The following is a 5,653-nucleotide window of genomic DNA, read 5'->3' on the forward strand; positions in this document are numbered from 1 at the left end:
CGCACCCAGGGACTTGCGGTACCGTCGTGGCTGAGTGGCGTGGGTTCTGGGTGACCGGTGGAGGCGGTGACCTGCCGTGTCTGCGTTGTCCCCAGTGCTGGGATGGCCGTGGTGGCTATCGACGAGGTAAAAAAAACCCTCACGAGATGTGAGGGTTTTTAGGATAAAGCCCCTGGCGGTGACCTACTCTTGCATGGAAGTCCACACTACCATCGGCGCAGCTGCGTTTCACTTCCGAGTTCGGGATGGGATCGGGTGGGGCCACAGCGCTATAGCCGCCAGGGAAAGGGTTGAGGCAGCGCACGGGTGCGCCCGGCCTCAAGAGGGGTAAACGAGTGACAAGCGTCTGGTGATATCGAGATGTTTCGTTGGGCGGCCGCTCTTTTGAACTATCCCGCCAAAGAAGGCCGGGCTCGTCACAGAGAGACCTGTATACGAAGCGTCTTGGGGTTATATGGTCAAGCCGCACGGCGCATTAGTACGCGTTAGCTCAATGCATTGCTGCACTTCCACATCGCGCCTATCAACCACCTAGTCTTGATGGTGCCTTTAGGAGTCTTAAGACTCGGGAGATCTCATCTTGGGGCGTGCTTCCCGCTTAGATGCTTTCAGCGGTTATCACTTCCGTTCATAGCTACCGGGCAATGCCATGGGCATGACAACCCGAACACCAGCGGAACGTCCACTCCGGTCCTCTCGTACTAGGAGCAGCCCCCCTCAAATCTCCAACGCCCACGACAGATAGGGACCGAACTGTCTCACGACGTTCTGAACCCAGCTCGCGTACCACTTTAAATGGCGAACAGCCATACCCTTGGGACCGGCTACAGCCCCAGGATGTGATGAGCCGACATCGAGGTGCCAAACACCGCCGTCGATATGAACTCTTGGGCGGTATCAGCCTGTTATCCCCGGAGTACCTTTTATCCGTTGAGCGATGGCCCTTCCATACAGAACCACCGGATCACTAAGACCTACTTTCGTACCTGCTTGATCCGTCGATCTCGCAGTCAAGCACGCTTATGCCTTTGCACACAGTGCGCGATGTCCGACCGCGCTGAGCGTACCTTCGTGCTCCTCCGTTACGCTTTGGGAGGAGACCGCCCCAGTCAAACTACCCACCATACACGGTCCCTGATCCGGATTACGGACCTAGGTTAGAACGTCAAGCACTTCAGGGTGGTATTTCAAGGTTGGCTCCGCCAAGACTAGCGTCCTGGTTTCATAGCCTCCCACCTATCCTACACAGAAGAACTCAACGTTCAGTGTAAAGCTGTAGTAAAGGTTCACGGGGTCTTTCCGTCTTGCCGCGGGAACGCTGCATCTTCACAGCGATTTCAATTTCACTGAGTCTCGGGTGGAGACAGCGCCGCTGTCGTTACGCCATTCGTGCAGGTCGGAACTTACCCGACAAGGAATTTCGCTACCTTAGGACCGTTATAGTTACGGCCGCCGTTTACTGGGGCTTCGATCAAGAGCTTCGCCTTGCGGCTGACCCCATCAATTAACCTTCCAGCACCGGGCAGGCGTCACACCCTATACGTCCACTTTCGTGTTTGCAGAGTGCTGTGTTTTTGATAAACAGTCGCAGCGGCCAGGTTACTGCGACCCTCTAATGCTCAGTCACGCACGTGACCACATCGGAGGGCGCACCTTCTCCCGAAGTTACGGTGCCATTTTGCCTAGTTCCTTCACCCGAGTTCTCTCAAGCGCCTTGGGATTCTCACCCTGCCTACCAGTGTCGGTTTACGGTACGGTTTGCTGTAGCTGAAGCTTAGTGGCTTTTCCTGGAAGCGTAGTATCAGTCACTTCGCCCAAAAAGGGCTCGTCTCGGTGCTCGGCGTATGTGATCCCGGATTTGCCTAAGATCACCGCCTACCGCCTTTCCCCGGGACAACCAACGCCCGGTAGACCTAACTTTCTCCGTCCCCACATCGCACTACAGTCAAGTGCTGGAATATTAACCAGCTTCCCATCGACTACGCTTTTCAGCCTCGCCTTAGGGGCCGACTCACCCTGCGCCGATGAACGTTGCGCGAGGAAACCTTGGGCTTTCGGCGTGCGGGCTTTTCACCCGCATTATCGTTACTCATGTCAGCATTCGCACTTCCGATACCTCCAGCAAGCTTCTCAACTCACCTTCACAGGCTTACGGAACGCTCCTCTACCGCGCATATTGCTATGCACCCCGAGCTTCGGTGTATCGCTTAGCCCCGTTAAATCTTCCGCGCAGACCGACTCGACCAGTGAGCTATTACGCTTTCTTTAAAGGGTGGCTGCTTCTAAGCCAACCTCCTGGCTGTCTATGCCTTTCCACATCGTTTTCCACTTAGCGATAACTTGGGGACCTTAGCTGCGGGTCTGGGTTGTTTCCCTTTTCACGACGGACGTTAGCACCCGCCGTGTGTCTCCCGTACATTCTGTCCTGGTATTCGGAGTTTGCCATGGTTTGCTAAGTCGCGATGACCCGCTAGCCATAACAGTGCTCTACCCCCAGGAAGATTCATACGAGGCGCTACCTAAATAGCTTTCGAGGAGAACCAGCTATCTCCGAGTTTGTTTAGCCTTTCACTCCTATCCACAGCTCATCCCCATCTATTGCAACAGATGTGGGTTCGGTCCTCCAGTGCGTGTTACCGCACCTTCAACCTGGCCATGGATAGATCACTCGGTTTCGGGTCTACTGCCAGAGACTATGCGCCCTATTCAGACTCGGTTTCCCTTCGCCTCCCCTAGACGGTTAAGCTCGCCACTGACAGTAAGTCGCTGACCCATTATACAAAAGGTACGCAGTCACCCTTACGGGCTTCCACTGCTTGTACGTATACGGTTTCAGGGTCTATTTCACTCCCCTCTCCGGGGTTCTTTTCGCCTTTCCCTCACGGTACTTGTTCGCTATCGGTCAGTCAGGAGTATTTAGCCTTGGAGGATGGTCCCCCCATGTTCAGACAAGGTTTCTCGTGCCTCGCCTTACTCAATTTCATGCCATGTGCGCTTTCGCCTACGGGGCTATCACCCGCTATGGCCGGCCTTTCCAGACCGTTCGGCTAACACATACGACACTTTTGGGCTGCTCCCCGTTCGCTCGTCGCTACTCAGGGAATCTCGGTTGATTTCTTTTCCTCCGGGTACTTAGATATTTCAGTTCCCCGGGTTCGCTTCGCTACGCTATGTATTCACGCAGCGATACTCCTTACGGAGTGGGTTTCCCCATTCGGACATTGCCGGATCAAAGCTTGTTGCCAGCTCCCCGACACTTTTCGCAGGCTGCCACGTCCTTCATCGCCTCTGACTGCCAAGGCATCCACCGTATACGCTTAGTCGCTTGACCATATAACCCCAAGTCGCCTCAGGGCTACTCCCATTCCTCCTCAGGAATATGTGGGATTTGCCAAACAACGCATTCGTCGTTTGCCTCAACGACACATCTCGGTTTGGCGAGATAAGTCTTCACTTATCTCATCCAGGTTTTACCAAGACGCTTGTCACTCGTTTACTTTTTCAAAGAACACAAGACCGGCCTCAACGCCGTCCCGTTTCAAATCTCTTTGTGTGCGCTACACATCCTTCAAACTGGTGGAGCCAGTCGGGATCGAACCGACGACCCCCTGCTTGCAAAGCAGGTGCTCTCCCAGCTGAGCTATGGCCCCATGCCTGATTTAACCCATGGGCTGATCAGTGATCATACGTGGTGGGTCTGGGAGGACTCGAACCACCGGCCTCACCCTTATCAGGGGTGCGCTCTAACCACCTGAGCTACAGACCCATAAAGCTTCTTAGGCCTTGTGGCCTTTGTGGATGTGCAGGTGTCTTGTGTGGACGTCTTACGACAGAAGGTTCTGTCGTTCTCGAAAGGAGGTGATCCAGCCGCACCTTCCGATACGGCTACCTTGTTACGACTTCACCCCAGTCATGAACCACTCCGTGGTCGTCGCCCCCCTTGCGGTTAGGCTAACGGCTTCTGGAGCAACTCACTCCCATGGTGTGACGGGCGGTGTGTACAAGGCCCGGGAACGTATTCACCGCAGCATAGCTGATCTGCGATTACTAGCGATTCCGACTTCATGGAGTCGAGTTGCAGACTCCAATCCGGACTGGGATCGGCTTTCTGGGATTGGCTCCACCTCGCGGTCTCGCAACCCTCTGTACCGACCATTGTAGTACGTGTGTAGCCCTGGCCGTAAGGGCCATGATGACTTGACGTCATCCCCACCTTCCTCCGGTTTGTCACCGGCAGTCTCCTTAGAGTTCCCACCTTTACGTGCTGGCAACTAAGGACAAGGGTTGCGCTCGTTGCGGGACTTAACCCAACATCTCACGACACGAGCTGACGACAGCCATGCAGCACCTGTGTTCTGATTCCCGAAGGCACTTCCGCATCTCTGCAGAATTTCAGACATGTCAAGGCCAGGTAAGGTTCTTCGCGTTGCATCGAATTAAACCACATACTCCACCGCTTGTGCGGGCCCCCGTCAATTCCTTTGAGTTTCAGTCTTGCGACCGTACTCCCCAGGCGGCGAACTTAACGCGTTAGCTTCGACACTGATCTCCGAGTTGAGACCAACATCCAGTTCGCATCGTTTAGGGCGTGGACTACCAGGGTATCTAATCCTGTTTGCTCCCCACGCTTTCGTGCCTCAGCGTCAGTGTTGATCCAGATGGCCGCCTTCGCCACTGATGTTCCTCCCGATCTCTACGCATTTCACCGCTACACCGGGAATTCCACCATCCTCTATCACACTCTAGCTTCCCAGTATCCACTGCCATTCCCAGGTTGAGCCCGGGGATTTCACAGCAGACTTAAGAAACCGCCTACGCACGCTTTACGCCCAGTAATTCCGATTAACGCTTGCACCCTTCGTATTACCGCGGCTGCTGGCACGAAGTTAGCCGGTGCTTATTCCTCAGGTACCGTCAGCTCCACCGGGTATTAACCAATGGCATTTCGCTCCTGATAAAAGTGCTTTACAACCCGAAGGCCTTCTTCACACACGCGGCATTGCTGGATCAGGCTTGCGCCCATTGTCCAATATTCCCCACTGCTGCCTCCCGTAGGAGTCTGGGCCGTGTCTCAGTCCCAGTGTGGCTGATCATCCTCTCAGACCAGCTATCGATCGTCGCCTTGGTAGGCCTTTACCCCACCAACTAGCTAATCGAACATCGGTCCATCCAACCGCGCGAGGTCCGAAGATCCCCCGCTTTCTCCCGTAGGACGTATGCGGTATTAGCGTAAGTTTCCCTACGTTATCCCCCACGTCTGGGCAGGTCCCGATGTATTCCTCACCCGTCCGCCACTCGCCACCCGTGGAGCAAGCTCCACTGTGCTGCCGTTCGACTTGCATGTGTTAGGCATGCCGCCAGCGTTCAATCTGAGCCAGGATCAAACTCTTCACTTAGCTTTTCGACCATCCGAAGATGATCTATCTTTCTGAAGCGTTGTCCTAACCGTAAAACGTCAAGCTTTTGAATTGACTCTTAGGTTAGACGCTTGCATTTGTTGGACAGTTTCCCGTCCATCGCAAGACGCCCACACAAGTCACCTGCGCACACTGTCAAAGATCAACTACTTGCGATCCTTTCTTCAGATCGCCCCGTGACCTTTCGTCCCGGGTGAGCCGCCCATTCTACATCCCTTACTACTTCCGTCAACACC

The 5,653-nt window shown here is 54.7% G+C and carries 2 tRNA genes and 3 rRNA genes; all 5 read right to left on the reverse strand.

Going from position 1 to position 5,653, the window contains the following annotated elements:
* Window positions 1-170 precede the first annotated feature (170 nt).
* The 5 genes from rrf to AC4HNJ_RS21410 all read right to left on the reverse strand — a co-directional run bounded on the left by rrf (window position 171) and on the right by AC4HNJ_RS21410 (window position 5,396).
* Window positions 171-283, reverse strand: a 5S ribosomal RNA gene (gene rrf / locus AC4HNJ_RS21390).
* Between the two features lie 171 nt (window positions 284-454).
* Window positions 455-3,331 (reverse strand): 23S ribosomal RNA (locus AC4HNJ_RS21395).
* Between the two features lie 243 nt (window positions 3,332-3,574).
* Window positions 3,575-3,650, reverse strand: a tRNA-Ala gene (locus AC4HNJ_RS21400).
* A 39-nt stretch (window positions 3,651-3,689) separates the two neighbouring features.
* A tRNA-Ile gene (locus tag AC4HNJ_RS21405) sits at window positions 3,690-3,766 on the reverse strand.
* Window positions 3,767-3,851: 85 nt separating this feature from the next.
* Window positions 3,852-5,396, reverse strand: a 16S ribosomal RNA gene (locus AC4HNJ_RS21410).
* The 16S, 23S and 5S rRNA genes sit together here with 2 tRNA genes alongside, the layout of an rRNA operon.
* Window positions 5,397-5,653 lie beyond the last annotated feature (257 nt).

This window comes from Dyella sp. SYSU CM1112 (assembly GCF_058216415.1).